The sequence below is a fragment of the Tatumella morbirosei genome (assembly GCF_000757425.2).
Classification (GTDB): Bacteria; Pseudomonadota; Gammaproteobacteria; order Enterobacterales; family Enterobacteriaceae; genus Tatumella; species Tatumella morbirosei.
In genome coordinates this window covers 25,915-51,479 of sequence record NZ_JPKR02000001.1, presented here as the reverse complement: position 1 = coordinate 51,479, position 25,565 = coordinate 25,915, and the positions used below count along the sequence as shown (strand labels likewise).

17 protein-coding genes are annotated in these 25,565 nt (G+C 53.5%); 10 read left to right on the top strand and 7 right to left on the bottom strand.

What is annotated here, in order from left to right; translation table 11 throughout:
• Positions 1 to 35: 35 nt before the first annotated feature.
• The 3 genes from HA49_RS00260 to HA49_RS00250 are packed head-to-tail and all read right to left on the bottom strand — an operon-like array spanning position 36 to position 3,847.
• Positions 36 to 1,304 carry a c-type cytochrome gene (locus HA49_RS00260; protein WP_156994499.1) on the bottom strand — a complete coding sequence of 423 codons (1,269 nt, stop codon included), beginning with the start codon at positions 1,302 to 1,304 and terminating at the stop codon, positions 36 to 38.
• Between the two features lie 13 nt (positions 1,305 to 1,317).
• A complete protein-coding gene (locus HA49_RS00255) occupies positions 1,318 to 3,087 on the bottom strand; it encodes a GMC family oxidoreductase (RefSeq protein WP_038017043.1) in 1,770 nt (589 codons plus the stop codon).
• A 31-nt stretch (positions 3,088 to 3,118) separates the two neighbouring features.
• A complete protein-coding gene (locus HA49_RS00250) occupies positions 3,119 to 3,847 on the bottom strand; it encodes a gluconate 2-dehydrogenase subunit 3 family protein (RefSeq protein ID WP_038017041.1) in 729 nt (242 codons plus the stop codon).
• A gap of 387 nt (positions 3,848 to 4,234) precedes the next feature.
• Here HA49_RS00250 and HA49_RS00245 point away from each other — a divergent pair, with 387 nt between their 5' ends.
• The gene (locus HA49_RS00245; RefSeq protein ID WP_038017039.1) at positions 4,235 to 5,734 is read left to right on the top strand and encodes a helicase HerA-like C-terminal domain-containing protein; all 1,500 of its coding nucleotides are present in this window, start codon (positions 4,235 to 4,237) and stop codon (positions 5,732 to 5,734) included.
• 48 nt (positions 5,735 to 5,782) lie between these two features.
• On the opposite strand, the gene HA49_RS00240 is transcribed toward HA49_RS00245, so the two are convergent.
• Positions 5,783 to 7,045: an MFS transporter gene (locus tag HA49_RS00240; RefSeq protein WP_038017037.1), complete on the bottom strand. Its 1,263-nt coding sequence runs from the start codon at positions 7,043 to 7,045 to the stop codon at positions 5,783 to 5,785.
• The gene (locus HA49_RS00235) at positions 7,042 to 8,472 is read right to left on the bottom strand and encodes a M20 family metallopeptidase (protein ID WP_038017035.1); all 1,431 of its coding nucleotides are present in this window, start codon (positions 8,470 to 8,472) and stop codon (positions 7,042 to 7,044) included. The genes HA49_RS00240 and HA49_RS00235 overlap by 4 nt, the downstream gene beginning before the upstream one ends.
• 154 nt (positions 8,473 to 8,626) lie before the next feature.
• Here HA49_RS00235 and HA49_RS00230 point away from each other — a divergent pair, with 154 nt between their 5' ends.
• The 3 genes from HA49_RS00230 to HA49_RS00220 all read left to right on the top strand — a co-directional run bounded on the left by HA49_RS00230 (position 8,627) and on the right by HA49_RS00220 (position 14,776).
• A complete protein-coding gene (locus HA49_RS00230) occupies positions 8,627 to 9,559 on the top strand; it encodes a LysR family transcriptional regulator (RefSeq protein ID WP_038017033.1) in 933 nt (310 codons plus the stop codon).
• 98 nt (positions 9,560 to 9,657) lie between these two features.
• A complete protein-coding gene (locus HA49_RS00225; RefSeq protein WP_038017031.1) occupies positions 9,658 to 10,950 on the top strand; it encodes a DUF445 domain-containing protein in 1,293 nt (430 codons plus the stop codon).
• Positions 10,951 to 11,137: 187 nt separating this feature from the next.
• Positions 11,138 to 14,776: a S6 family peptidase gene (locus HA49_RS00220; protein ID WP_169748759.1), complete on the top strand. Its 3,639-nt coding sequence runs from the start codon at positions 11,138 to 11,140 to the stop codon at positions 14,774 to 14,776.
• A gap of 60 nt (positions 14,777 to 14,836) precedes the next feature.
• Here the strand turns inward: HA49_RS00220 and lptG are convergent, their stop codons facing one another.
• Together lptG and lptF are read right to left on the bottom strand one after the other, a co-directional pair.
• The gene (gene lptG, locus HA49_RS00215) at positions 14,837 to 15,913 is read right to left on the bottom strand and encodes an LPS export ABC transporter permease LptG (protein ID WP_038017029.1); all 1,077 of its coding nucleotides are present in this window, start codon (positions 15,911 to 15,913) and stop codon (positions 14,837 to 14,839) included.
• Positions 15,913 to 17,013 (bottom strand): LPS export ABC transporter permease LptF, encoded by a 1,101-nt coding sequence (gene lptF, locus HA49_RS00210; RefSeq protein WP_038017028.1) that lies wholly within the window; start codon positions 17,011 to 17,013, stop codon positions 15,913 to 15,915. The genes lptG and lptF overlap by 1 nt, the downstream gene beginning before the upstream one ends.
• A gap of 266 nt (positions 17,014 to 17,279) precedes the next feature.
• On the opposite strand from lptF, the gene pepA reads away from it, so the two are divergent.
• From pepA to HA49_RS00180, 6 genes are all read left to right on the top strand, one after another.
• Positions 17,280 to 18,791: a leucyl aminopeptidase gene (pepA, locus tag HA49_RS00205; RefSeq protein ID WP_038017025.1), complete on the top strand. Its 1,512-nt coding sequence runs from the start codon at positions 17,280 to 17,282 to the stop codon at positions 18,789 to 18,791.
• 121 nt (positions 18,792 to 18,912) lie between these two features.
• The gene (locus tag HA49_RS00200) at positions 18,913 to 19,371 is read left to right on the top strand and encodes a DNA polymerase III subunit chi (RefSeq protein WP_038017023.1); all 459 of its coding nucleotides are present in this window, start codon (positions 18,913 to 18,915) and stop codon (positions 19,369 to 19,371) included.
• A gap of 5 nt (positions 19,372 to 19,376) precedes the next feature.
• A complete protein-coding gene (locus HA49_RS00195; RefSeq protein WP_038017021.1) occupies positions 19,377 to 22,232 on the top strand; it encodes a valine--tRNA ligase in 2,856 nt (951 codons plus the stop codon).
• A 174-nt stretch (positions 22,233 to 22,406) separates the two neighbouring features.
• Positions 22,407 to 23,261 (top strand): MurR/RpiR family transcriptional regulator, encoded by an 855-nt coding sequence (locus HA49_RS00190; protein WP_038017019.1) that lies wholly within the window; start codon positions 22,407 to 22,409, stop codon positions 23,259 to 23,261.
• 178 nt (positions 23,262 to 23,439) lie between these two features.
• A complete protein-coding gene (locus tag HA49_RS00185) occupies positions 23,440 to 24,777 on the top strand; it encodes an aspartate aminotransferase family protein (RefSeq protein ID WP_038017017.1) in 1,338 nt (445 codons plus the stop codon).
• Positions 24,778 to 24,780: 3 nt separating this feature from the next.
• Positions 24,781 to 25,338 (top strand): carboxymuconolactone decarboxylase family protein, encoded by a 558-nt coding sequence (locus tag HA49_RS00180; protein WP_038017014.1) that lies wholly within the window; start codon positions 24,781 to 24,783, stop codon positions 25,336 to 25,338.
• Positions 25,339 to 25,565 lie beyond the last annotated feature (227 nt).

Here is a 25,565-nt window from a genome sequence, read left to right as displayed (position 1 = left end):
GCATTGCCCCGGTTTTTACTGCACAGCTTTCTGAATCAGTGTTGTTCCAGTCCGGCACGGACTTTTTTCACCTGGTCGGCCGTCACTGCCGATGCATCGTTACTCCAGCCCTGACGTACAAAGGTCGCCAGTTTAGCCACCTGGTCGTCAGACAAACGATGTCCGAAGCCAGGCATTTTCAGCATGGAGGGTGATTTGGCGGTGGCCGGTAACTGCGCCCCTTGCAGAATAATGTGAATCAGCCCCTGTGGATCTTTGGCATTCACGATGGATGCCTGATCCAGCTGCGGGAAGGCCCGTGCAGCACCCAGTCCGTTCACAAAGTGGCAGGCACCACAGTTGTTCAGGTAGAGAGTCTGCCCTTCACTCAGATCCACCGCCGCCGTCAGTTTGGCGGTGGTAGCCTGATTTTTCTGCTGATCATAGGCCTGCAACGGCGGGTTGCCGCCAAGGAATTTCAGATAAGCAGCAATCGCCTGCAGGTCGTCATCGGTCATGTGCGAAGTACTGTTTTTCACCACCGAAGTCATCTCACCGGCAACCCCCGCCTTGTCGTTACGGCCGCTTTGCAGGTAATCGACAATCTCTGCCGGGCTCCAGCGGGCAATACCCCGTAACGATGGCACATCCCAGCCATTCAGGTTGCCGCCCGACAGGAAGTTGTTGTCGCTGCTGTCCAGTGCTTTCTCTTCCATCGCCACACCCCGCGGTGTATGGCAACTGCCACAGTGGCCCAGAGACTCCACAATATAAGCCCCGCGATTGACCTGTTCAGAAGCCCCGCCAATCGGCTGGAATGGCTTATCGGAGGTAAACACCATATTCCAGAAACGCATCCCCCAACGCTGGCTGAACGGAAAACTAAGGTCGGTCTGTGGCGGCTGGCTGTTGCTGGCGGTCACACCGTGCATAAAGTAGCTGTACAGGGCATGAATATCAGCATCACTGATTTTGGCATAGTCCGGATAAGGCATGGCCGGATAGAGGAAACTGCCATCCGGACGAACCCCTTTGCGTACCGCATCGGCAAACTGCTGTTCGGTGTAATTACCGATCCCGTACTGTTTATCCGGGGTGATATTGGTGGAATAAATGGTCCCGAGATCTGATTTTATCGCCAGACCGCCGGCATAATCCGGTCGTCCGGACGCGGTGTGGCAGGCCATACAATCCCCGAGCCGCGCCAGGTACTCTCCCTGTTTTACCAGCTGATCCTGATTGGGTGCGTCGGCAGCCTGTGCTGCCCCTGCCAGCCCGCAGGCCAGCACTACCGTATTCGCCAATAACAGGCGTTTAAATGTCATCTTTTTCATGATGTTACACCTGTACCATTGGGCCGGGATTTTTCAGATACTGTTCTTTAATGGCATTGGCTGCCATCAGCGTAATTGCCCCGATAGTGTTGGTCGGGTTGGACTGGAAGTTCTGCGGGAATGCATTACCTCCGGGCACAAATACGTTATGAACATCCCAGCTTTGCAGATAACGGTTCAGGGCCGAGGTTTTCGGATCATCACCCATAATGGCCCCGCCCACGTTATGGGTAGAGACATACTTGGTCAGGTCAAAGTCCGCGCCCATCGGCAGGAAACTCATACTGTAACTGTCAGGGTTCATCTCTTTAACAATGTTGCCGACAATCCCTTTCAGGTATTGCTGGAGCTGCAGTTCGTTGCGTTTCCAGTTAAAAGTCATTCGCAGCAGTGGCTGGCCGTGGCGGTCTTTATAGGTCGGGTCCAGGTCCAGATAAACATCGCGGTAAGACATGCAGGAGGTGGTGATACCCACTTTCATCGAATGGCCGTACCAGTTTTCCAGCCCCTCTTTCCAGCCAGCCCCCCACGACGGGGTACCCGGTGGCAGTGCGGTGCTGATCGGTGTGCCGGTGGACTGCGCACTCTGAATTTTAGCCCCGCCAATAATGCCCAGCCCCGGGCCATCAAAGTTACCCGGCGAGATATCGTTAAACTGCATCCCGGTCGGGCCTGAGGTGGCAAACGGATTAAAGTTTTTGTCTTTAAAGAACAGGGTCGCCGCACCGTTACTCAGGAAGGCATAGTTACGACCAATCACCCCTTCTTCGGTAATCGGGTTATACGGCTGACCGATGCCGGACAGTAACATCAGGCGCACATTGTAGAACTGGAAGCTACTGAGGATGACAATCTTCGCCGGCTGGAAACGCTCGTTGCCCTGCTCATCGATGTAGATCACGCCTTTGGCGGTCTTTTTGTCATCGTGCAGTACGACCCGCAACACTTCGGCATTCACTTCATAAGAGAAGTTTTTCATCTGCTTCAGTGAATCCAGCACCGCCGTCTGTGGCGAAGCTTTGGAGTAGTTAAGGCAGGGATATTTCGAGCAGTAACCGCAATAGTTACATGGTGCAATGGTGTTACCGTACGGGTTAGTCCAGACGCGGGAAGCCGCAGCCGACGGAATGGTAAACGGGTGGTAGCCCATTTTTTTGACCGTATCGCCAAACATCACGTTATTTAGCGTGTTTTCCAGCGCCGGCAATGGCATCGGGTTCGCCCGGGGGCCTTCAAACGGGTCACCGCCTTCCATAATCTGACCGCGCAGGTTACCGGTGTTGCCGGATAATCCGCAGATACGCTCAAACTTTTCAAACCAGGGTTCAATTTCATCCCAGGTAAACGGGAAATCTTTGACCCGCATATCTTCCTGTAATACGCCGGGTTTGTAAGCCTCATCGGCATAGGTTTTGAGCTTGATATCGGTCGGGGTGGGTCGCAGCAATACCCCGGTCCAGTGCATACCGGCACCACCCACACCACCGCCAGGCACAAAAGCCCCCCACTTACGGGTCGGCAGCGCGGTGTCCTGCATGGTGTAACGCACCGTGACCGCTGAGTCAGCCGGAGTGGTCATGACCTTGTTACGTACCGCGTAGGCATATTCATCCGCCGGTTTTGGGTAGGCGAAAGCTTCATAATCGCGTTCCGGACCCTTTTCCAGTGCATGCACTGTCAGCCCCGCCATGGCCAGTTCAATGCTCATCAGTGAACCTGCCCAGCCGAATCCGCAAACCACGACATCGACTTCTTTATTTGTTATCTGAGCCATAAAAAACCCTGTTATTCAGAAAAAACGGCAATCACGCAGTCTCACCCAGCAGGCTGACCGGCCCGAGGGGATACTTCACATTGTGTTGTTTTACCCATTCCAGGTAGCTGGCGCGGGCCCCGGGGAAACCGATGGCAATCCACGCTTTCATCCCCTTATTGCCGCCATACATCGGGTCGGCGAGGTAACCGTGTTTGGTTTCTCCCAGCAACTGGCTGAAAAACAGTGAGCCTTTCAGGGTGTTTTCACCCAGAGCTGCGAAATCGAGGGTATTTTTCTGTAATGCGGTCAGCACCTTGTCCTTATCTGCCTCTGAAAGCTGATGGAAAGGTTTCTGCAGGTTTTGCTGGCTCCACTGGTTAGTCAGTCGGATGCCGGTCTGATAAATCTGTTGCGGATAGAGTGGCACCTGATAGCCCATGGTGGCAGGGGCATGAGGGTTAAATGGCCCTTCCATGTAGATTTCTTTACCGAATTGCTCGTCATGGAGTTGCTGGTCGATAAATATCGGGACGTTAGTTTCCAGTGCACCCGGGGCTTTGCCCGGGCCACCCGCAGGGATAATGCGATCGGTGGCGGCCAGAATAAACTGCCATTCGTCAGCGGTGAAAAAAACCGGTTTATAGCTGGTCAGTTCAGGCGCGGCCATTTCCGCTGCCTGTGCCGCAGTCAAACCCTTAAGCACCAGTTCGGTGAGTGGCAAAGCCATCAGCGAACCGAGCAGGAATTTGCGGCGCGTGGTGTTTTTTTGCAAAAGCATAATTAACGACTCTCATTGGCTCACAGTGTATTTATTATTTACCTGGTAGAAACAGGAATGTGGTAACGATTACATCGCAATGATAGCGCTTACAATACAGCATAATTATAACAATATTAATAATTACCCAACAAGTGAAGGGATTTTGCGCACAAAATGCCGGGCAGTAGTGCGCAAGGCGCAGCCTTTTAACGGCAAAATGCTCACTATCTGTGTGAAAATGTTGGGTATATTTTTTCCCCGTCCCTGACTATAGTTTGCATTATAACCACGGGGCTGGAGCGGAACTGCTCCCCCTTACCGCCAAAGATTGCGGATAATACCGATTGAAGGCTGGCTCCCGTTGCGGGATGCTGACAACTGCTAACTTCCAGAGACTGACACCGTATGACTGCACCCTTACTGATTGCCCGAACCCCGGAACTGACCCTGAATCTGTTGCCGGCCATGTCTAACCGCCACGGCCTGATTACCGGCGCGACCGGCACCGGAAAAACCGTCACACTCCAAAAAATAGCTGAGTCGTTCTCGGCCATTGGCGTGCCGGTGTTTATGGCCGATGTGAAAGGGGATTTAAGCGGCATTGCCAAAGCCGGCGAAAGCTCAGAGAAACTGCAGGCGCGGCTGGAAAAAATCGGCGTGACTGACTGGCAGCCACAGGATAATCCGGTGGTGCTGTGGGATATTTTCGGTGAAAAGGGGCATCCGGTGCGGGCTACCGTGTCGGATCTCGGCCCGCTGCTGCTGGCACGGCTGTTAAACCTTAACGAGATCCAGTCCGGGGTGTTACAGATAATCTTCCGGATCGCCGACGATCAGGGCATGTTACTGCTGGATTTCAAAGATCTTCGTGCGATGGTGCAGTATATCGGTGATAACGCGAAGGCGTTTACCACCGAATACGGCAATATCAGTACCACTTCTGTCGGGGCGATTCAGCGTGGTCTGCTGGCACTGGAACAACAGGGAGCCGAATACTTCTTTGGCGAACCGATGCTGGATATTAAAGACTGGATGCGTACCGACGATCAGGGACGTGGCATCATTAATATCCTGAGCGCCGAAAAGCTTTATCAGATGCCAAAACTGTATGCCACCAGCCTGCTGTGGATGCTGTCAGAACTGTATGAGCAGTTGCCGGAAGTCGGGGATGTCGAAAAACCTAAACTGGTGTTTTTCTTCGATGAAGCCCATCTGCTGTTTGATGATGTTCCTGACGTATTACTGGAAAAAATTCAGCAGGTGATTCGCTTAATCCGCTCCAAAGGGGTGGGCGTCTGGTTTGTCACCCAGAATCCTTCCGATGTGCCGGATACCGTGCTGGGTCAGTTGGGTAACCGCGTGCAGCATGCACTGCGGGCCTTTACTCCTAAAGATCAGAAAGCGGTGAAAGCCGCCGCGACCACCATGCGCGCTAATCCGGCGTTTAATACCGAAGAAGCTATCCAGTCACTGGGCACCGGCGAAGCCCTGATTTCTTTCCTGGACGAAAAAGGCAGCCCGTCAGTGGTGGAGCGGGCGATGGTGATTGCCCCCGGTTCCAGGATGGGGCCATTGAACAGTGATGAACGTAACAGCCTGATTAACCATTCAGCGCTGTACGGCAAGTACGATGATGTGGTGGACAGAGAGTCCGCTTATGAACTGCTGCAGAAAGGGATTCAGAATGCGCCTCAGCAGTCGGATGCACCGCAGGCCAAAGGCAATGACAGTGGCGTGGAAAATACGGTGATGGATGGTCTGAAAAATATCCTGTTTGGATATACCGGCCCCCGTGGCGGTAAACACGACGGCGTGGTGCAGACCATGGCGAAAACCGCGACCCGCCAGGTAACTAACCAGATTCTGCGCGGCGTGCTGGGCAGTTTGTTTGGCGGACGTAAGTAATCACTTCGGATACTCTGCGGAGCCATCGCTCCGCAGAGTAAGCGGCTATCAGTTTGCCTGGTAGCGTTTACTTCGCGCCAACGCCCCACAACTCAGCACTGCCAGTGCCATCAGATAATATCCCGGAGCCAGGCGGGTTCCGGTGGCCGTAATCAGCAGGCTACAAATCAGCGGGGCAAATCCGCCAAATACCGTCACCGCAATATTGTAGCTGACAGACATTCCGCTGGCCCGGGTGCTGACCGGAAACAGATCCGCCATCATCGACGGCACCGTGGCAAAGTAACAGGATTTTAGTAACGCCAGCCAGCAGACCAGCAAAATCAGCATACCGCCATCCGGATGGCGAACCACCAGCAGAAACGCCGGATAAATCGTCACCAGCAGCAATACCAGAGCTGTCCACATCAGCGGCCGGCGGCCGGTTTTCTCAGCCAGTAGCCCCGCCAGCGGGGTCACAACCGTCAGAATCACCCCGGCCAGCAGGGTGGCGGTAAAGGCCGTTTTTCCCGCCAGATGCAGGTTTTTGGTGGCATAGGTCGGGACATAATTCAGCATGTAGTTAATCCCGGTAGAGATCACCATCAGCCCGACCGCCAGCAATAACAGATGGCTCTGGCCGGAAAACAGCTGTTTCAACGGAGAATGTGTCGCCCGCTGTTGTACCGACTGTTCAGGTTCATAGACATGGCGGCGGATATACAGCCCTACCGGGCCTATCAGCAGCCCGAACAGAAACGGAATACGCCAGCCCCATTGCTGAATCTGCGCGTCCGTCAGCCACTGGGTCAGACCAAGCCCGAACGCCGAGGCCAGTAAGGTGCTGGCCCCCTGGGTGGCAAACTGCCAACTGGCAATAAAGGCTTTACGTTGAGGGAAATGCTCCACCAGAAAAGCCGTCGAACTGCCAAACTCACCACCGGCCGAAAAGCCCTGAATCAGCCTGGCCAGCAGGATCAATACCGGGGCAGCCAGACCGAGGGTGGCATAACCCGGCATAAAGACAATCATCGCGCAGCCGAGAGTCATCAGCGCTATCGACAGCAGCAGCGCGTTCTTACGGCCATGCCGGTCGGCATAGCTGCCGAGTACGATAGCGCCTAACGGGCGGATCAGGAACGACACCCCGAAGCTGCCGAAGGTCAGCAGCAGTGAGACAGAAGGATCCTCGGTAGGGAAAAACTCATGGGCAATGTAGCGGGCAAAAAAGGCATACACCGCAATATCGAACCATTCCAGAGCATTGCCGACACAGGTCGAGAACAGGGTTTTATACAGATTCGGTGCTGGCCGGGCCATCGCGCCACTCATGAATGCGGCTCCTGAGTCTGACGGTAAGCCTGCTGGCTGGCAATCAGTTGAGTCCCCTGCTCACCGAAATCCCATAACAGATGCGTCATCATCAGCAGTCCTTCACGGGCTATCGATTTCAGCATATGTTCATCCGCCGCGTGTTGTCCGCAGGCCGGATAAGAGTGCGGAACCCACAGAGTCGGCAGTTGCAGAATATTGGCAAACACATCATTAGGTAGCGAGCCGCCCAGGTTCGGCAGCAGCGCCGGTTTTTTACCGCTGCTCTGTTGCAGCGAATCCAACGCCCAACCGACCAGCGGCGAACGGGGATCCAGCCGGGTCGCCGGGGAACCACGTAGCAGTTCCACCTGCACATCCGCGAATCCCTGTGCGGCCAGGTAGGCGCTCAGATGTGTGTCGATATTTTCCCAGTCAGTCCCCACCACAAACCGTAGCTGACACACCGCGGTGGCACTGCCGGGAATGGCGTTCATCGGTCGTTGCGGATTGCCGCTGACCATCGCCAAAATTTCCAGGGTATTCCAGCCATACAGCCGTTCTACTGGCGTCAGGCCGGCCTCTCCCCACTGCTCATCGATCTGCGGATCACCGTCAACCGGTTGCAACTGAATATCACTGAGAATTTCCCGCACCTGCGCAGAAATCTCCGGCGGTTTCAGGGCACTGACCTGCAACTGTCCATGCTGATTCACCAGCGTCGACAGGGCATTTGTCAGCCGGATGGCCGGATTTGTCAGCAGACCGCCCCAGTTACCGGAATGGTAATCGCGCTCACGGGCATTGATGGTCAGGCGCACATTGACCGCCCCGCGTGACCCCAGAAACAGCGTCGGACGTTCGGCCGACAAGCGTGGTCCGTCAGAGGCGATAAAGACATCTGCCGCCAGCAATGCCTGGTGTTGCCGGCAAATCTCTGCCAGCCCCGGGGAACTGATCTCTTCCCCCATCTCAAACAGGAATTTGCAGTTAAATCCCAGACTGCCGTGGCGGGCGGCAAAAATTTGCTCCAGCGCGGCGATATTCACCGAATGCTGACCTTTGTTATCGGCGCTGCCACGTCCGTACCAGCGGTCGCCCTCTTCGGTCAGTTGCCACGGATTCAGCCCCTGGCGCCAGTTGTCATCATCACCAAACACCACATCGCCGTGTCCGTAACACAGTACCGTCGGCAGTGCCGGATCTTCAATGCGGGTGGCCAGCAGCATCGGGCGCAATGGTGCCGCCGGGTTGACCAGTTCTGTCAGAGTAAAGCCCATGGCGGTCATGGCCGGGGAGATTTCCTCGTTCAGATAGCGGCGGATCTCTTCATCACGGTCGTCCCGCTGGCTTTCGGAATGGATAGCGACGCGTCGCGCCAGAGTGGTTTTAAACTCCCCGCTGTCAAACCAGGCCGCTGCGGCGGCCATTACTTTTTCTGCTGTCATTTGTCTGTCCGGTATCGTTTGTTTATTTTGTTATACCGTCAATCTAAGCTACTCTTCTGCTTTGCCACAATTATCAAAATATCAAACAAGCTTTGCTTTGAAAGCAACGTTTGACTGCACAAAAAGGCAGCACGCACCGTGATGAGGCAACCGCATGCTAAGTACCGAAATCCGTTATTTCCTGGCGGTCGCTGACTGCGGTTCGCTGACCGCCGCCAGCCAGCAATTATTTGTCGCGACCTCCGCCATCAGCCGACAAATTCAGCGACTGGAACAGGATACCGGCGTGACGTTATTTGAACGTCATGCCCGGGGGATGGTTCTGACCGATGCCGGGCGGATGTTTGAACACCGGATACGTCAGAGCATGCGGGAAATGGACAGCACCCTGTCGGAGATTAAAGGTCTGACCGCCATCCGCCGTACCGCAATCCGCATTGTCTGTACCGACGGGCTGGCATGGCATCTGTTACCGGCCCTCTGTTCTCAGTTTCGACAGCAATATCCTTCGGTGAGCTTTCATTTGCAGGTGGGAAATACCCGCCAGGTGGCCGAGAGCCTGCATCGTGGTGAGTGCGACCTGGCGTTGCAGTTCTGTCTGCACGCCGAACGCGGGGTACAGGTGGCCGGTAGCTGGCCCGCCCCGATACTGGTGGTGATGTCTGCCAGCCATCCGCTGGCTGGTAAGGCGTTTCAGTTACAGGACCTCAGCAGCTATCCGGTGGCGCTGCCAGATCAGAGTACTACCGTGCGCCAGTTATTTGATTTGTCCTGTCAGATGAACGGGGTATTTATCGAACCCACCATCACCTGCAATAATTTTGGCTCGCTGTACCACTTCTTAACCCTGAATCCACTGACCGTCACTCTGTGCAGTCGTTATTCCCTGCTGTATCACCCGGCCGGACACCCACTGGCGGTCCGTAGCCTGGCGATTAATGCGCTGACCCAGCGTACACTGCAGATCCATCTGTTGCCCGGACGTCAGCAGTCTGCCGCACTTAAACTGTTTCTCGGCTTTATCACTGATCAGTTGCAGCAGCAGCATGAACAATTTTCCGCCGACTCTGACGTCACCGGCGGCTGAATCACCTATTTTCCCGGTAAACCAGCCCGTTGATTGCTATGCTAAAAAACAATAACCGCCAGTGAATGGCTTCACTTTATGATTTTCCGGGCCTTTCTATGGATAAAACTTCCGGCTTAAAGAAAACCAAACGGCTGGCGTTATGCCTGTTAATCATTGCCAGTATCGTCTTCATTAGCACGCTGTTTCTGCCGCAGAGCCTGGTGGTACAGGCGATTAAATCGGTGGCTGAAGCTTCGATGGTCGGTGCACTGGCAGACTGGTTTGCCGTCAGTGCCCTGTTCCACCGTATTCCTCTGCCGCTGATCGGCCGGCATACCGCGATTATTCCGCGCAATAAACAGCGGATTGCCGATAATCTCGGGCGCTTTGTCGAGGAGAAATTTCTCAGTACCGACAGTATGATTGCCCTGTTGCGACGCCAGGCACCGGCAGAAAAACTGGCGGGCTGGTTAGTCATTCCCGACAATGCCGGACGGTTAAGCCGCCTGACGTGTCAGCTGATTGCCGGTTTCCTGAATGCCGGTAACGACCAGCATATCCGGCGCTTTCTGCGCCAGGGGATCCTGCGGGCTATCGATAGTGTCGATTTCCGGCATACTGCGGTGCTGTTGCTGGAAAGTATGACCCGCGAGAACCGCCATCAGGCGTTGCTGGATGCACTGATTGAGCAGGTGGTGCGGGTGCTGGATAATCCTGAGTCGCGGCAGTTTATTGCCGGGCAGATCAGCCGCTGGTTCCGCCAGGAGTACCCGACGATGGCACGACTGGTCTCGGTGGAATGGCTGGGGGAAAAAGGCGCCGATAAAGTCACCTCCATGGTCGATGCTTTGTTGCTGGATGTGGCACAGGATCAGCATCACCAGCTACGGGACGGGGTTAACCGCAGTGTGAACCGCTTTATTGATGCCCTGAAAAACGACCCGCAAATGCAGCGCCGTGCAGAGCAGCTAAAAACCTGGCTGAAAGAGGACGAGACCTTCAGTCAGTACACCGTCGGACTGTGGGATGATTTACGTCGCTGGCTGACGGAAGATATGCAACGCGAGGATTCCGCCACTGCCAGACAAATTAGCCAGGCCACACAATGGGCCGGCAAAGCACTGCAAAATGATCCACAGCTGCGGGCCTCGCTAAATCAGCATCTGGAACAGGCGGCATTGCAGGCCGGGCCTGAGTTTGCCCGGTTCCTGACCCGGCACATCAGCGATACCATAAAGAGCTGGGATAACCGCCAGTTGTCGGCACAGATTGAGCAAAATATTGGGCGTGATTTACAGTTTATCCGGATTAACGGCACGCTGGTCGGCGGCATACTCGGATTATTACTGTTTGGGGTCTCACAACTGCCGTTGTTTATTCAATATTTCCGCCAGTGGCTGCCAGGATAATAAAAATAACCGACGCCGGTGATCAGAGAAAAATATCCGATAAATAAATGATTAATAAAAATGATATTATTAACTCCCGATATAATATTATTTTTTCGTGATCGTAGTCGCTGGACTATTTTTGCATTATCCGTTATAAATCCGCGAGGTCAGGATGACCTCTACCCCAATGATAAGGATATCAGTTGTGAAACGACTCTCTTTGACATTGTTGTGTTCAGCTTCAATGCTACCTGCCACCGGCAATGCCGGAATTATGCGCGAAGATGTCCCCGTCCAGGAATACCGTGATTTTGCAGAGAATCTGGGGAAATATCGCCCGGGTCGCGAAAATATCAGTGTGTTAAAAAAAGATGGCAGCGTCGCCGGAATACTGCAATATCCAATGCCCGATTTCTCGGCCGTGAATACTGAAGGATACGCCACCGTTATCGGTCCCTCTTATATTGTCAGTGTGGAACATAATGGCGGCTATAAAGAAGTTGATTTTGGTAATAACGCGAAATTTAAAACCACCTATAAATTAATTAACCGCAATGACTCCCAGACCAGGGATTTTCATGTTCCCCGGCTGAATAAAGTGGTCACCGAAGCCGTGCCACTCACCTGGGTCAGGGGGAGTGACCTGGCCAGTAATACTGACCGTTATCAATGGTATGCGCGGGTTGGCTCTGGCTATCAGTATCAGGTTGATGCTGAAACCCAGACCCCTGTCTGGCTGGCCGGTGCTTACCAATGGAAAAGCGGGGGAACCATCACTAAACCGACCTTCGAAGCATGGCGTTTTCGCTGGTATAACTATGCTCCGGATGACCCGCGGGTTCAGCCATTAGATTCCGCTCTGCGCCCGGGTGACAGTGGCAGTCCGGTCTACGTGTATGACAGTCTGGAAAAGACCTGGAAACTGGCCGGAGTCTCAAGCGCGACGGCCGGAAATCCTCCTTATAATATGCGGGCCTATGTTCAGTTCATCCAGGAAGAACTGATTGCTGCGGTTCAGCAAAATAATACCGACCCGGCCGTCACGGACCAAAAATCACAGGGTGACATTCTGTGGAGTGCAGACCAGATTACTCAGGGCAACCAGCAGTGGCAATGGCACGGCGTTGATACCCTGCTGCCATCACAAGCCAGTAACGCGCAACTGGATGCCAGTAAAGACCTGCGGTTTAACGGTGACGGCGGCACCATTGTGTTGCAGCAGGCCGTAAACCACGGTGCGGCAAAATTACAGTTCTCCGCAGATTATCAAGTGACCGGCAAAGATGCCGACAGTGCGCACTGGGTCGGCGGCGGAGTTGAAGTGGACGAAAACGCGACGGTTGACTGGCAGGTCAACGGCCAGGCCGGAGATACTCTGCATAAAATCGGGGCGGGAACATTGTGGGTCCATGCCAGCGGTGAAAACCAGGGAGCACTGAATACCGGTGATGGTACGGTGATCCTCGATCAGCAGGCAGATGCCGACGGTAAGAAACAGGCCTTTTCCTCTGTCACCCTGGTCAGCGGTCGCCCGACAGTCATTCTGAACAGTGCCGATCAGGTCAGCACTGAGAATATTCAGTTTGGCTACCGTGGCGGAACACTGGATATGAACGGCCAGTCGCTCAGCTTTAGTGAGATTAAGCACAATGATAGCGGCGCCCGGTTATTAAATAACAATGCCGGTCAGGTTTCTGAACTGATACTGGACGGGAAAAACCAGTCGTTTGCCGGCAACCTGGGTGATGCTCAGGCCACCGGAAAACTGAATGTGACCACCGAGGGTAACTGGACGCTGAGCGGCGGTGCTTATCTGGCACAACTGACAGCCGATACGGGAACGTTATCGCTGGGTGGCGAGCAGGTGTTACATGCTGGCGGTGTTGTGTACGCCAATGACTGGCAGGAAAAAACCTATACGGCTGAAACCATCAGAACCAACAACGGGGCTACGCTGATACTGGCAGAACATGCCACCCTGAATTCCGACATCGTGCTCACTGAAGGCTTCCTGCAGATGCAATCACGAACCACTCTGAATGGCAGCCTGCAGTTATCCGAATATTCATATATGTTGGCGGATATCAGCCAACGGATCAGTACCCAGGGGGAAATGTCTTCACAAATCAATGCCTCTATCAGCGGCCAGGGCATATTGCACAAATCTGGTGACGGACGTCTGACACTGACGGGTGACGTGACCAATACCGGGGGAATTGACTTTGGAGAAGGGGATCTGGAAGTCCGCTCTACCGTCTCCGGGCCAGTGCGCATGGGTAGTGATACTACCCTCTCAGGAGCAGGATCTTTCGGTGAGGTGACCAGCTTATCGGAAGCGACTTTTAGTCCGGGTAAGTATCGTCAGTCAGACAATGAATGGTCGGTAATGAAGATAGGCAGGCTGGTCGCCGGGCGGGATAACCAGTTAATCCTGAACTCCGCCTTTACAAAGGATGCCACTGACCGGCTGCTGATTGATGGTGATTTAGTCACTGCCGACGACTCCCCGCTGATGGTGAGTGTTTACTCACAAAGTAGCTGGCAGAACAGTGATACCAACAACAATAATCATGCCGATAACAATGAAGGTATCTCGCTGGTTCAGGTCGGCGGCTCATCGACCGCCAACAGTGTGAAACTGGCGGGTGGTTATGTTGCCCGGGGTGCCTGGGCTTATGATCTGTATGCTTTTGCCCCCGGAAAATCGGCCTCAGGTGAACGCTTACTTACCGGAGAGGGTAATCAGTACTGGGATTACCGCTTACAGAATATCTTACTGAATAGTGACGGAAATACTGAGCCGGCGGTTGATCCTGCACCTTCACCCGAGCCATCACCTTCTCCGTCACCCTCGCCTTCTCCGTCACCCACTCCGGTGCCGGACCCTGTGCCGTCGCCGGTCCCCTCACCGCTGCCGGTACGCCCGGCAACCACCCCTCAGGTGGCTTCTTACGTTTCTCTGCCCGCGGCTTTCCGTAATTTCAGTGACAGCCTGCAGGACATGTTCAGTGACAGTGTCCGGGACCCGGGTCGCGGTATGTTTGTTTACGGCTATCACAGCGAAGACCGCTATCACTCTGCGGGTGGCTTTTCAGACTATGGCTACAACTTTACCAGTAAATCCAATGGCTGGATGCTGGGCAGCCGCTGGCAGTTCTCTGTTGCGGATCAACAGGTGCTCAGTGCCGGCCTGGCAGTGAGTAAAGGCTCACTTTCAGTAAAACCTTCCGCCGCTGATGGTTTCAGCCATAGTAATTTTAATACGCTGGGTGTGCATGCCCTGTTACGCTGGCTGCATCCTGAGGGATGGTGGCTGGAAAGCCCGGTAGCTTATACAAGGTTCCGTGGCGATATCTCCACGGACTTGCGCGGCCAGGTCGCCAGGCCCAAAGCAGGCAGCTGGCTTGCCGGGCTGGACGCAGGAAAACGCTGGCAGTTTGGGGCCCACAGCATCTCACCCCTGCTGGGCATACGCTGGCAATACCAGAATATCGATGCGTTTACCGATGAAGATCAGGCTCAGGTAAGTTACCGGATGCAGTACGCGCCTGATATCAGTACCGGCGTCAACTACCAGTTAGATCTGGGGGCCCTGGTCCTGGGTGCGGATGTCCGGGTGACGCACCGTCCGGGCAAGGCACCACAGCTTATTGTCGGTGACGGTCAGACAGCTTCTCGTTTCAATGCCGGACGTGGTGGTGACAGTGTGCAGTTAAAAACCGATGCAGCGTTGTCCCTGACGCCGCAGACTCGCCTGACGACCCGGCTGCAATACCAGAAACGGCTGGAAAAAGAAGGGATTGATGACTGGAATATACTGGGGGGTCTGGAAGTCAGTTTCTAATCTTTAGGCGTTAAAAAAGGGTTCACTGTCAGGTGAACCCTTTTTACTGTCGCTGACGGGTCAGCGGCGTTTAATCAGCAGGTAGAAACTGATAAAGAAGAATGCCGCACTCGGCAGCACAGCCCCAAGGAATGGCGGCAGCCCATACACCAGGCTGAGCGGTCCAAAGATTTGGTCCAGTACATAGAATAAGAAACCAAAGCTAATCCCTGTCACCACCCGCATTCCCATAGAAACACTACGCAGCGGACCAAAGATAAATGACAGGGCCATCAGCATCATCACCGCGACCGATAACGGCTGAACCACCTTACTCCACAGATTTAGCTGGTAACGACCCGCCTTCTGACCACTCTGTTTCAGGTATTTAATGTAATCATCCAGACCGCGGATCGATAGAGAATCAGGGTCCAGTGCCACCACATTCAGTTTTTCCGGGGTCAGGCTGGTTTTCCAGACGCCACCCACACTTTGTGAACCGGTGATTTGCTGAGGATTGCTGAGGTCAGACTCATCCACCTGCACCAGATTCCACTCATGTTGTTTACTATCCCAGTCAGCCGTGGCGGCAAAACGAACATCCACCAGCCGGCGCTGGTCGTTAAACTGGTAGATACTGACGCCCTTCAGTTGGTTCTGGCTCTGAATGTGTTCAATGAAGATGAAGTTATTCCCGTCTTTGGCCCACAAACCGCCCTGGGTAGAGAGTAACGACCCGCCGAGCATCTGTTGTGCGCGGTAGTTGTGTGCCATCTGGTCACCCTGTGGCGCAACAAATTCCCCAATCGCCATCGAGAGTAATACCAGCGGAATCGCCGTTTTCATCACCGACAGCGCAATCTGCAAGCGTGTAAAACCGGCCGCCTGCATCACCACCAGTTCACTGCGCTGGGCGAGATTCCCCAGCCCCAATAACGCCCCTAACAGGGCAGCCATCGGAAAAAATAGCTCCAGGTCGGAAGGGACACTCAGCAGAGTAAAATAACCGGCATCAAGAGCGGTATAAGCCCCCTGGCCGGTTTTCCTTAACTGCTCGACAAACTTGATAATCCCCGACAGGGACACCAACATGAACAATGTCGCCATGATGGTATTAAAGATGGTTTTGCCGATATAACGGTCCAGAACGCCAAACATCAGACCCCTCCACTACGGCTGAATCGTGCACGGAAGCGACGCATCGGTAAGGTATCCCACAGGTTCAGGACAATGGCCAGCACCAGATAACCCACATTCACCGCCCACATCCAGACCGTCGGGTCCAGACGGCCTTTACTGGCATTCGAACGGAACGAACTCTGAACCAGGAAAAAGATCAGATACAACAGCATGGCCGGCAGCATGGACAGTACCCGCCCCTGACGTGGGTTAACCACGCTGAGCGGAACCACCATCAGTGCCATTACCAGTACCGAGAATACCAGGGTCAGCCGCCAGTTAAGCTCAGCACGGAAAGGCGCGGTAGAGTTATGCCACAAGGTACTGAACGTTGCCTGGTCGGTGTCATTCGGGTCAAGAGTCGCTTCTTTATAACCCATGATCGCCTGGTATTGGGTGAAGTCGGTGATACGGAAATCACGCAACATCGCCGTACCTTCGAAACGGGTACCTTTATCCAGCACTACGGTCTGCGAGCCGTCTGGATGTTGTTCCATATGACCATGATCTGCCAGCACTACCGAAGGCCTGGCATTTCCTTTAGGCCGCAGCTGCGCCAGGAAGACGTTACCAAACTGGTTGCCTTTGACATTTTCGATAAACAGCACCGAATTCCCGTCACTGGAGGTACGGAACTGTCCGGCCGCCAGGGCCGCAGCCCCGGGGTTCGCCCTGGCATTCTGGGTCACCTGATTCTGATAGCGGGCAGACCATGGCCCCAGCCAGGTCACATTGACTGCCGCCAGTACCGCTGTTAACAGCATTAACAGTAATGCCGCTTTCACCAGTACGCTTTTACCCAGACCACAGGCATGCATCACGGTGATTTCACTTTCTGTATACAGCCTGCCCAGCGTCATCAGGATCGCCAGAAACAGGCTTAATGGCAGAATCAGCTCTGCCATTTCTGGTACACCTAACCCCAGCAGGGTCAGAACTAAATTTGTCGGGATGTCGCCGTCTACCGCCGCTCCGAGGATCCTGACCAGCTTCTGACAAAAGAAGATCAGTAGCAGGACAAACAGAATGGCGAATTGACTTTTGAGCGTCTCCCGAACCAGATATCTAATGATAATCACGCTAAATACGCCTGTGAAAACTTGTCTTTTTGCAGGAAAGTCGATAGTTTCAACGCTTATGAGCCATTTTTATTCATCAATGGCTGCCATCATGGCTAAAATTGTATGACCACCTTCTCAGGATACTGAGGTATCAGACCTCAGGATCTTAACTTATTATGACGCCGATATGGTGTTTGTCATGGTACAACTGTTTCATAATAAGAATAAGAGTTGTACATTCTAGCGATAGCCAACGCTGTTGTCTTTAAGATTCAGGAGAATACATGGAGTTCAGTGTAAAAAGCGGTAGCCCGGAAAAACAACGCAGTGCCTGTATTGTTGTCGGCGTGTTTGAACCTCGTCGTTTGTCGCCTATAGCCGAACAACTCGACAAGATCAGCGACGGTTACATCAGTGCTTTGCTGCGCCGTGGTGAACTGGAAGGAAAAGTGGGCCAGACCCTGTTACTGCACCATGTGCCGAACATTCTCTCTGAGCGTATTCTGCTGATTGGTTGTGGTAAAGAGCGTGAACTGGACGAACGTCAGTACAAGCAAATTATCCAGAAAACCATCAATACCCTGAACGACACCGGTTCAATGGAAGCCGTCTGTTTCCTGACCGAATTGCATGTTAAAAGCCGCAATAACTACTGGAAAGTGCGCCAGGCTGTCGAGACGGCCAAAGAATCGCTGTACAGCTTCGACCAGCTGAAAAGCAATAAAGCTGAACCGCGCCGTCCGTTACGTAAAATGGTGTTTAACGTACCCACCCGCCGTGAACTGACCAGTGGTGAACGTGCTATTCAGCACGGGCTGGCAGTGTCCGCCGGTGTGAAAGCTGCCAAAGATCTCAGCAATATGCCACCGAATATCTGTAATCCGGCTTATCTGGCTTCTCAGGCCCGCCAGCTGGCCGATGCCTACAGCCAGAACATCACCACCCGGGTGATTGGTGAGCAGCAGATGAAAGAGCTGGGCATGAATGCCTACCTGGCGGTGGGTGCCGGTTCGCAGAATGAATCGCTGATGTCAGTAATTGAATATAAAGGCCATCCGGATGCCGATGCCCGGCCGATTGTGCTGGTCGGTAAGGGTCTGACCTTTGATGCTGGCGGCATTTCGCTGAAGCCGGCTGAAGCGATGGACGAAATGAAGTATGATATGTGCGGCGCCGCGACAGTTTACGGAGTCATGCGCATGGTGGCCGAACTGAAGCTGCCACTGAATGTGGTGGGCATTCTGGCTGGCTGTGAAAATATGCCTGATGGTCGCGCTATGCGTCCCGGCGATATCCTGACCACCATGTCGGGTCAGACCGTAGAGGTTCTGAATACTGACGCCGAAGGACGTCTGGTACTGTGTGATGCACTGACTTATGTTGAGCGTTTCGATCCGGATGTCGTGATTGACGTGGCCACCCTGACCGGTGCCTGTGTGATTGCTCTGGGTCACCATATCAGTGGACTGCTTTCCAACCATAACCCACTGGCCCATGAACTGATCAGTGCATCGGAGCAGTCCGGTGACCGTGCATGGCGTCTGCCAATGGCGGATGAGTACCAGGAGCAGCTGGAATCCAACTTTGCTGATATGGCCAACATTGGTGGCCGCCCTGGTGGCGCCATTACTGCCGGCTGTTATCTGGCCCGGTTTGCCCGTAAATTTAACTGGGCCCATCTGGACATTGCCGGCACCGCCTGGCGTTCAGGTAAAGCCAAAGGCGCGACCGGACGTCCGGTACCGTTACTGTCACAGTTCCTGCTGAACCGTGCCGGACTGGGGACTGACGAATAACCGGCCCGTCGCCGACACTCCGCTTTGCGGAGTGTTTTGTTAACTGCCGCGATTGCTGGCAGTACTGATTCACTGAGTGGCTCCGGTCACTCTTTTTACTTCATGGAACACAGGCAACCGCATGAAAAATGCCACGTTTTACCTTCCGGGCCCCGATCTACAACAGGGGACTCTGTCAGCGACAGAAGCACTGGCCTGCGAGCTGGCCGCCGCACGCTGGCGTGAAGGTAAGCGTATTCTGGTCGCCTGTGAAAATGAGCAACAGGCAATCCGGCTGGATGAAGCATTATGGCAGCGCCCTGCTGAGGCGTTTGTGCCACATAATCTTGCTGGTGAAGGGCCACGCTACGGAGCGCCGGTCGAGCTGGCCTGGCCGGAAAAACGTGGCAGTGCATCCCGCGATTTACTGATCAGTCTGTTGCCGTGGTTCGCAGATTTTGCTACCGCTTTCCATGAAGTGATAGACTTTGTTCCTGATGAAGAATCTTTGAAGCAGCTGGCGCGTGAACGTTATAAAGCGTATCGCAGCGTCGGTTTCCAATTGAATACGGCAACGCACCCCGCGCCATCAACGACATAGCAGACATGGAAAAAACATATAATCCGCAAGAGATAGAACAGCCGCTTTACGAGCACTGGGAAAAGCAAGGCTATTTCAAACCGAATGGCGATACCCGTCAGGAAAGCTATTGCATCATGATACCGCCGCCGAATGTCACCGGCAGCCTGCACATGGGACATGCATTCCAGCAGACCATCATGGATACCATGATCCGTTACCAGCGTATGCAGGGTAAAAATACCCTGTGGCAGGCAGGGACTGACCATGCCGGTATCGCAACCCAGATGGTGGTTGAACGTAAAATTGCTGCGGAAGAAGGTAAGACCCGCCAGGACTATGGTCGTGATGCGTTTATCGACAAAATCTGGCAATGGAAAGGCGAATCCGGTGGCACCATCACCCGCCAGATGCGTCGGCTGGGCAACTCCGTGGACTGGGAACGTGAACGTTTCACCATGGATGAAGGCCTCTCTAATGCCGTAAAAGAAGTCTTCGTCCGGCTGCACAAAGAAAACCTGATTTATCGTGGCAAACGTCTGGTTAACTGGGATCCGAAACTGCGGACTGCAATTTCAGATCTGGAAGTGGAAAACCGCGAATCGAAAGGTTCGATGTGGCATATCCGCTATCCACTGGCCGATGGTGCCAAAACGGCTGAAGGTAAAGATTACCTGGTGGTCGCCACCACCCGTCCGGAAACCCTGCTGGGTGATACCGGCGTAGCGGTAAACCCGGAAGATCCTCGCTATAAAGATCTGATCGGTCACTACCTGGTGTTACCGCTGATCAACCGCCGTATTCCGATTGTTGGCGATGAACACGCCGATATGGAAAAAGGGACCGGTTGTGTAAAAATCACCCCGGCCCACGATTTTAATGACTACGAAGTCGGACGTCGTCATCAGTTGCCGATGATCAATATCCTGACCTTTGATGGCGATATCCGCCAACTGGCCCAGGTGTATGATACCAACGGTGAAGAAAGCAACGTCTACGATGCCACCATTCCGGCCGAATTCGCCGGACTGGAGCGTTTTGCCGCACGTAAAGCGATTGTGGCCGCGGTAGATGCTGCCGGATTACTGGAAGAGATTAAGCCTCATGACCTGACCGTGCCTTATGGCGATCGTGGCGGCGTGGTTATCGAACCGATGCTGACTGACCAGTGGTATGTGCGTACTGCCCCACTGGCTAAAGTCGCGGTCGAAGCCGTAGAAAACGGTGACATCCAGTTTGTTCCGAAACAGTACGAAAATATGTACTTCTCCTGGATGCGTGATATTCAGGACTGGTGTATTTCCCGTCAGCTGTGGTGGGGGCACCGTATTCCTGCATGGTACGATGATCACGGTAATGTGTTTGTCGGCCGCAGCGAAGCCGAAGTTCGCGCCGAAAATAACCTGGGTGATGATGTTGCCCTGCGCCAGGACGAAGACGTTCTGGATACCTGGTTCTCTTCCGGGCTGTGGACCTTCTCTACCCTCGGCTGGCCGGAAAATACCGAAGCCTTACGCACCTTCCACCCGACCAGCGTGGTGGTGAGTGGTTTCGATATTATCTTCTTCTGGATTGCCCGCATGATCATGCTGACCATGCACTTTATGAAAGATGAGAACGGGAAACCACAGGTTCCTTTCAAAACCGTCTATATGACCGGACTTATCCGTGATGACGAAGGGCAGAAGATGTCCAAGTCGAAAGGTAACGTGATCGATCCGCTGGATATGGTGGACGGGATTTCGCTGGAAGAGCTGCTGGAAAAACGTACCGGTAATATGATGCAGCCACAGCTGGCGGAAAAAATCCGTAAGCGTACGGAGAAACAGTTCCCGAACGGTATTGAACCCTCAGGTACCGATGCGCTGCGCTTTACCCTGGCGGCACTGGCCTCTACCGGTCGTGATATCAACTGGGATATGAAACGTCTGGAAGGTTACCGCAACTTCTGTAATAAGCTGTGGAATGCCAGCCGGTTCGTGTTGATGAATACCGAAGAGCAGGATTGTGGCTTTAACGGCGGAGAGAAAGTGCTATCGCTAGCCGATCGCTGGATCCTGACCGAATTCAACAACACCGTGAAAGCCTATCGTGAAGCGCTGGATACCTATCGTTTCGATATCGCCGCCGGTCTGCTGTATGACTTTACCTGGAACCAATTCTGTGACTGGTACCTGGAACTGACTAAACCGGTAATGAACAACGGTAGCGAAGCTGAACTGCGCGGTACCCGGCATACCCTGGTAACAGTACTGGAAGCATTGCTGCGTCTTGCGCATCCAATTATTCCGTTTATTACCGAAACCATCTGGCAACGGGTGAAAGTACTGACCGGGAACAGTGACGATACCATTATGCTGCAACCCTTCCCTGCCTACGATGCCGCGAAAGAAGATGCCGCAGCGCTGGCAGATATTGAATGGATTAAGCAGGCGATTGTGGCGGTACGTAATATCCGTGCCGAAATGGGTATTGCACTCAGCAAGCCACTGGCACTGTTACTGCGTGGCGCCACCCCGGAAGTGGTTCGTCGTGTTGAAGCTAACCGTAACTTCCTGCAGCGTCTGGCCCGTCTGGAGAGTCTGACTCTGCTGGCTGCCGACGATAAAGGACCGGTCTCTGTCACCAAACTGGTGGACGGTGCGGAGTTGCTGATTCCGATGGCGGGTCTGGTAGACAAAGACGCTGAACTGGAGCGTCTGGCAAAAGAGCTGACCAAGGTGGATGTCGAGATAGAAAAACTCGACGCTAAGTTGTCCAACGAAGGTTTTGTCGCCCGTGCCCCTGCTGCGGTGGTGGAAAAAGAACGTGAGCGTCTGGCCGAACTGCAACAGGCCAAAGTGAAGATTAATGACCAGCAGGCAGTTATCGCTGCCCTGTAATATTCGGGAATTAATCTGCTCAACAAGCCGGGTCTGTCCCGGCTTTTTTTTGCCTGTGACTTTGTGATATGGCCGGTAACCGGGTAAAAACATGGTCGCGGATCCTGTTTATACAAAAGGTGTTTCGCAAGGTATTATCAGCCTTAAGCTAATGACCCAAAAGGAAAGCCCGATATGGACCCGCGCAAAATTATTGTTGACCATTACCCTGAGCTGACGCCGGAATTACAGAAAGCGGCTGAATTTGTACTGGAGCATAATAATGAACTGGTCGTTTTGTCGATGCGGGCTTTTGCCTCAAATGCCGGAGTCAAACCCGCGACCTTGCTGCGTCTGGCCAAACGTCTGGGGTTTTCCGGCTGGGGGGACCTGAAAGACGCGATGATCCGCTCTCTGGGGCTGGCCGGTGACAGCTATGCTTCCCGGGCCAGTGGTTTGCAGGATAAGCAGCAACATCCGGCACTCTATGATGAAGTGTTCACCACGTTTACCGCCAATTTGCAGCAGACCCACGAAAATAACCGTCAGTCGCTGGAACAGGCGGTCAGTCTGCTGGATCAGGCCGATCAGATCTATATTTGTGGTTTTCGTGCCAGTTTTCCGGTGGCCTGGTCAATTTACTATATTTACCGGTTATTTCATCGCCAGGTGTCGTTGATAGACGGGCTGGCAAATAATCAGGAAATATTTACCCGTGAAATATCCGCCGGTGATGTGCTGGTTATTGTCGGATTCGCGCCCTATTCACGGGAAACCCTGCAGATTATTGCCTACGCCGAGGCTGCCAGGGCCACCGTGATTGCGGTGACTGATTCGCCGGTTTCACCGCTGGCTCAGGCAGCGCGTTGCAGTCTGCTTTTTTCCACCCACAGCCCGTCATTTTTTCCTTCGGTGGTGTCCGGAATGGGGATTGCTGAGTGCCTGATGGCGACGCTGGTGGCAAAGCATGGTGAAGACGCCATCCGCCGGATTGAGAGTGCAGAACGCTATCTGATTAATTCCGGCGCCTACATACTGCCCGGAAAATAGCCCTCCCCCGTAGCTGACATTCTGCTGACAGAATACATTCCTTACCGGCCTTTTTGAGGTATTACTGTCGCCCATCAATGATGCATATGAATCATTATTAGATTGAATGATTCATTTGAATCTGAGAATATAGCCTTTATCGGGGGTTTTCCCCTGCTACCTCAGTGTCGGGATTATCATGAGCCATATTATTCACCGCAGTCTGAGTTTTACCCCACCGGTTGCCGTTGCGGCGCAAGGTGCTTATATCACCGATATTTCCGGAAAACGTTATCTGGATGCCAGTGGCGGTGCTGCTGTCTCCTGCCTGGGCCATGCTCACCCGGATATTCTGGCGGCTATGCATCGCCAGATTGATACCCTGGCTTATGCGCATACCGGGTTCTTTACCAGCGAAGCCGCAGAGAGCCTGGCGGATCAACTGGTGCGGACCGCCCCTGGTTCCCTAAATTCGGTCTATTTTGTCTCCGGGGGGTCAGAAGCGGTAGAAACAGCCCTGAAGCTGGCGCGTCAGTACTGCGTGGAAACCGGACAGCCACAGAAAACCACCTTTATTGGCCGTCGTCAGAGCTATCACGGCAATACCCTGGGTGCACTGGCGGTCGGGGGGAACGAATGGCGCCGTAAACAATTTGCGCCATTGCTGATGGATGTCGCACGGGTATCTGCCTGTAATGCTTACCGTGATCAGCGCCCGGATGAAACAGAACAACAATATACGCAGCGGTTGCTGAACGAACTCGAGCAGACCATTCTGGAAACCGGTGCGGATAAAATTATCGGTTTTGTCGCCGAAACCGTTAGCGGAGCCACTACCGGTGCCGTACCTCCGACCCGGGGTTATTTTTCCGGAGTCAGGAAACTGTGTGACCAATATGGCCTGTTGTACATCGCTGATGAAGTGATGTGTGGAATGGGTCGTACCGGAACGCTTCACTCCTTTGAGCAGGATGATGTGGTTCCGGATATCGTGACCATTGCTAAAGGCCTGGGCGGCGGTTATCAGCCGATTGGTGCCGTATTGGTCAGCGATAAAGTCATCGAGCCGCTTCGGCGCGGCAGCGGCTTATTCCAGCACGGTCATACCTACATCTGTCACCCTACTGCGGCCGCGGCTGCGCTGGCGGTACAGCAGGTAATAGAGCGGGACAATTTGTTAAGTCAGGTGCAACAGCAGGGAAATTATTTACTCCAAAAATTAGAAAAAGAGTTAGCCGGACTGGAATTTGTCGGTAACACCCGCGGACGCGGACTGTTTGCCGGTGTTGAACTGGTCAGAGATAAGCAGACTAAGGCCGCTTTTGATCCGGCCCTGAAACTGCACGCGTCAATTAAACGTGCTTGTCTGGAAAAAGGACTGATGGTCTACCCTATGGGCGGCACTATCGATGGTCAGCAGGGAGATCATATCCTGATCGCTCCCCCATTTATCGTGACAGAACAGCAGCTGGATTTTGTGGTGGAGACCCTGAAGCAGGTGATACAGCAGGAAACCCATCGGGCAGCAGGAGTCTGATTCATGACCGACAATAACCGTTTACCGCCACTCTCACAGGAACAGTGGAGTGAGGAGCAACGGGTGCTGGCCGAAGAGGTAATTAAGGGGCCACGCGGCGGGTTATTACCCCCTTTTCAGGTTCTGCTCCGCAGCCCTGAGCTGATGTCACATGCTCAGCGAATGGGCGAATATCTGCGCTACCGCAGTGCAATAGGTCTTCGTCTGTCAGAACTGGCCATTCTTCTGACCGCCCGTTACTGGAACCAGCCAGTGGAATGGGAAATCCATGCGCCCATTGCCCGTCAGCAAGGTATTTCAGAACAGGCAATTCTTGCGATTCGCCAGCAGCAACAACCGCAGGAAAATTCGCTAAAACAGGACGAATGGCTGGTTTATTATTTCTGCCAGCAACTGCACCAGCAAAAGCAGGTCAGTGACGAGATATGGCAACAGGTTATCCGCCAGTTTGGTGAAACCGCAGTGATCGATTTAACCGGGATTAATGGTTATTACGCCTTGCTGGCCATGATGATGAATGTCGCCCGCACTCCACCACACTCCCCGCCGGAAGATTTTTGATTCCCAGCCGATATTTCGCACCAAAAAAGTGCTCCGGGTACCAAAATGGAGCACCAAATAAGTGCGCCCCATATCCGGTGTGCTATAAGAAAATCTGATTACCCGCCGTTTTATGTTTCTGTTAAGCATTAACAGCCAGATAACATGATTATCTTTTTTAAATCAGTGAGTTAACTTATTTTTAGTTGAAAATAATTTATTACAACTTCTGGCATAGTTATTGCTTT

Coding starts and splice junctions, on each gene's coding strand:
- HA49_RS00180 (WP_038017014.1), top strand. CDS start 24,781: ATGACCGACAATAACCGTTTACCGCCACTCTCACAGGAACAGTGGAGT.
- HA49_RS00230 (WP_038017033.1), top strand. CDS start 8,627: ATGCTAAGTACCGAAATCCGTTATTTCCTGGCGGTCGCTGACTGCGGT.
- HA49_RS00245 (WP_038017039.1), top strand. CDS start 4,235: ATGACTGCACCCTTACTGATTGCCCGAACCCCGGAACTGACCCTGAAT.
- HA49_RS00235 (WP_038017035.1), bottom strand. CDS start 8,472: ATGACAGCAGAAAAAGTAATGGCCGCCGCAGCGGCCTGGTTTGACAGC.
- HA49_RS00195 (WP_038017021.1), top strand. CDS start 19,377: ATGGAAAAAACATATAATCCGCAAGAGATAGAACAGCCGCTTTACGAG.
- HA49_RS00255 (WP_038017043.1), bottom strand. CDS start 3,087: ATGGCTCAGATAACAAATAAAGAAGTCGATGTCGTGGTTTGCGGATTC.
- HA49_RS00185 (WP_038017017.1), top strand. CDS start 23,440: ATGAGCCATATTATTCACCGCAGTCTGAGTTTTACCCCACCGGTTGCC.
- HA49_RS00250 (WP_038017041.1), bottom strand. CDS start 3,847: ATGCTTTTGCAAAAAAACACCACGCGCCGCAAATTCCTGCTCGGTTCG.
- HA49_RS00225 (WP_038017031.1), top strand. CDS start 9,658: ATGGATAAAACTTCCGGCTTAAAGAAAACCAAACGGCTGGCGTTATGC.
- HA49_RS00200 (WP_038017023.1), top strand. CDS start 18,913: ATGAAAAATGCCACGTTTTACCTTCCGGGCCCCGATCTACAACAGGGG.
- HA49_RS00260 (WP_156994499.1), bottom strand. CDS start 1,304: ATGACATTTAAACGCCTGTTATTGGCGAATACGGTAGTGCTGGCCTGC.
- pepA (WP_038017025.1), top strand. CDS start 17,280: ATGGAGTTCAGTGTAAAAAGCGGTAGCCCGGAAAAACAACGCAGTGCC.
- lptG (WP_038017029.1), bottom strand. CDS start 15,913: ATGTTTGGCGTTCTGGACCGTTATATCGGCAAAACCATCTTTAATACC.
- HA49_RS00240 (WP_038017037.1), bottom strand. CDS start 7,045: ATGAGTGGCGCGATGGCCCGGCCAGCACCGAATCTGTATAAAACCCTG.
- HA49_RS00190 (WP_038017019.1), top strand. CDS start 22,407: ATGGACCCGCGCAAAATTATTGTTGACCATTACCCTGAGCTGACGCCG.